General features: G+C 42.5%; 3 protein-coding genes. All 3 read right to left on the bottom strand.

What is annotated here, in order from left to right; translation table 11 throughout:
- The coding region (locus AC075L_RS07395) for an alpha/beta hydrolase (protein WP_476387464.1) at nucleotides 1–795 on the bottom strand (795 nt) is incomplete at its 3' end.
- Between the two features lie 168 nt (nucleotides 796–963).
- On the bottom strand, nucleotides 964–1638 hold the full coding sequence (locus AC075L_RS07390; RefSeq protein ID WP_118409434.1) for a flavodoxin: 675 nt from the start codon (nucleotides 1636–1638) through the stop codon (nucleotides 964–966).
- Nucleotides 1639–1650: 12 nt separating this feature from the next.
- Nucleotides 1651–2790 (bottom strand): alpha/beta hydrolase, encoded by a 1140-nt coding sequence (locus tag AC075L_RS07385; protein ID WP_118409435.1) that lies wholly within the window; start codon nucleotides 2788–2790, stop codon nucleotides 1651–1653.
- Nucleotides 2791–3150 lie beyond the last annotated feature (360 nt).

Here is a 3150-nt window from a genome sequence, read left to right as displayed (position 1 = left end):
TGGTGCTCCGCCTGGTTCGATTGCTACAATCGCTGCAATATGATCGGTATATTTAGCAGCTGTCCAGCCTGGACCGCCACCCTGTGAATGAGTTACAAGGATAGAGTCTTTTCCTGATCTTTCATATACTTCATCTACTGTAGCGGCCAGTGCCTGGGCAACTACATCATTATCAAAATCTCCACCCATATCAGAAGTCATTCCTGTATCCGGAGTCATCTGACGGAAAAACTGATCTACAGAATTATCATCATTAGGGAACTGGGAACCTTCGTTTGGTACTGATTTTCCATCTTCCCAGCGTCCGATACGAAACTGTGTATACCAGCGCTGATCCAGAGTTTTTGTACTGATCGTACCGCTTACAGATGTCTGTCCTGCTTCTCCTCGTCTTGGTTCATCTACAAGATAGACACTATGTCCATCTCTGAGAAACATTTCTGCCCATCCTTCTCTTCCGTCCGGAGTTGTCATCCAGCACATACGTGACTGTCCATATCCATGCAGGAATACCATTGGCAAACTGGTTTCTTCTTCCGGAATCTGGTATAAAACATTTGCATGATCTACATGAGATGTCTGACCGGCACCGGTCTCTTCCCACTGATCTTCCGGATTAAAGGTACCATCTGAAGTAATAGTAATTCCTCCCGCTGAAAAAATGCCCTGTTCTGCAATTGTGAGAGGTTCTGTTGTTTCTGTATTATCAGCAGCATATGTGCTGACAGTTCCGCCCATCAGACTTGTTACTGTTGCACCGATCATCAGCAGGAAAAGTCGTTTTTTTGAATTCATTCTGGCATCTCCTTTTTTTATTTTTTCTTATCTTTTTACAGCTATATTGTAACTCAGGTTATTTTCGATAAGAAGATTCGCTTTGTTTTGCAGTCTAAACCTTTTGGTTAAAACTCATCAGACAACAAAAGGGAGCCTTTCTGCCGGCTCCCTAATATATTGTGCTTTTTATGATATAGTTCCAATTTCTTTTAACCATGTTTTTATTTCCGCAGAGTCAGAATTGTGAATCCGATGTCCTTCCAGAACTTCTGCATTTTTAGCATTCTTTCTTATATAATCCATGCTTACATCAATTCCATTATCCTGACTGGTACAGAATGGTACTATGGTTTTTCCTGAAAGATCATAACTTTCCAGAAAAGATCCAATCGCCATAGGTGCATTAAACCACCAGATTGGGTAACCCACATAAATCGTGTCATACTGATCCAGATTTTCCGGTTTTGCGGCCAGTGCAGGACGCATATTCAAAGTGTTCTCAATCCACGCCCTTGCTGCTGTACCCATAAATGATTTTCGATAATATCGATTTGTCTTTATCTGATACATATCTGCTCCGGTGATCTGCCGGATCATCTGTGCTGCGGCTTCAGTATCACTGCCGGATATCTCAGAGTTGGAACTTACCGTTGCTGATGAAACTGCATCCGGTTCCCCTGGTATTTCACCCATCCTTGAAAAATATACAATCAGAGATTTAGTTCCATCTGCTCCTGCAGTCACATTATCACTGGCATCGGTAACTTTACTGCCCATAAATAAATATCCGCCTCCACCGATAAGAATGATTATGAGGATCAAGATTATGATCAGCAGTCTTTTTAATTTCTTTTTATTCATGTCTGTTTCTCATCACTCCTGTTTGAAAATCTCTTCCAGCCATTCCGCATACTGTTTTACCCATCCTCCATCGGAGCCGAAACCATGGGGCCACCCACTCAGGACAATCCGGCTGGTCTGGATGCCCATATTTTTGAGCACATCATACTGTTCCTCAAACTGATCATAAAATGGATCTTCTGTACCATATACATAGAACATTGGCGGAAGATCTCCTTCTGAAAGCCAGTCAGGATCCATGTTTCCCACACTCAATCTTCCATAGAAAGAATAGATCATACCGTCTGCAGAAGCATGAGCCGGAATCTGGTCTAATTCATCCGGGACATAGGAAGAATCCAATGCTGTTCCGTTTACATCCTCATCGTAATGCATAAGAAACTCACCTGCCTGAATTCCTCCGGCAGAAAATCCCATGACTGCAATATCATCTGGGTCAATTCCATATACATCTGCATTTTTTCGGATAAACCGGACGGCTCTGGCAACATCAAGCGCACCCTCTTCCTGAGTATAAGGAGAAAGCCGGTAGTCTACAATAAATGTCTGGAAACCATATTCACGGAGAGCAGCTGCAGTTGGCAGGGAATCTGTATAATTACCACGGAACTGATAAGCTCCTCCCGCCATCAGTACAACAGCTCCTTTTGGCGTTACGCCTTTCCTGACAGGAATTGCTGTCACATAAGGACGGAAATCCCAGTCATCAAAATAACCCGTCATGTCTTTTGTAAACTTTGTTTTCGCAGGGATATTTCCCTCTTCCCATAAATAGAGAACCTGGATATTGTCCGGATCTGCATCTGTATTCAAAACCGTATCATTCTGTTCTGGTTCCAGCATTTTTTTCAGCATATAGTCTCTGGAAAAATCACTGATCTTTCCACTGCCAAAGTCATAAGCTGCCGGGAAATCGTCCGGAGTTCCGATTGTATTGTCAGAAGTTCCTTCCTGCATATCTGTTTCTTCTTCTGATGCACTTTGAGAATTATTTTCACTGTCAGAATCTTTACCCTTGCCTATCGCATCCTCAATGGCATCAAGCCCTTCTTCCAGCTGATCATTTTCTGCCTTTATGACACTGACGTTTCCATATACTGTGCTTCCAAGCAGAACTGCAAGACCAAGCATTGCTATCCTGTTTGCTTTCATTCAGATAAGTTCTCCTTACAGTGTTGCAGACATTTTCTGTGCTTCTGATCTGTCTGTTGCCATTCCTATGTATGTCATTCCATAAAGTCCTGCAAAACGTCTCATCGTATATTCTCCTGCTTCCATCATCCATTTTTCAGGAGCTGCGCCCTGAAACAGAAAATACATTTTTTTGCCTGAAAGTTCATTCTGCTGTACCAACCCATAGAAACGGTCAAGTACATTGCGGACAGCACCGCAGATATTGCCAGTATAATGGAAATCCGATCACGATCGTATCAGCTTCTTTCATCTTTGCAATGATTTCAGAAAGCTGGTCATCCTCGAATTTGTGACCATAACTGTAAACTTTATATTCTG

It is taken from the genome of Blautia sp. ZXY-1-B12, from assembly GCF_056339915.1.
The sequence above is the reverse complement of the archived record's forward strand: the minus strand, read 5'-3'. Positions and strand labels throughout refer to the sequence as shown.

What these genes read in the sequence shown, in the direction of transcription:
- AC075L_RS07385 (WP_118409435.1), bottom strand. Translation starts at nt 2,790, where the DNA reads ATGAAAGCAAACAGGATAGCAATGCTTGGTCTTGCAGTTCTGCTTGGA.
- AC075L_RS07390 (WP_118409434.1), bottom strand. Translation starts at nt 1,638, where the DNA reads ATGAATAAAAAGAAATTAAAAAGACTGCTGATCATAATCTTGATCCTC.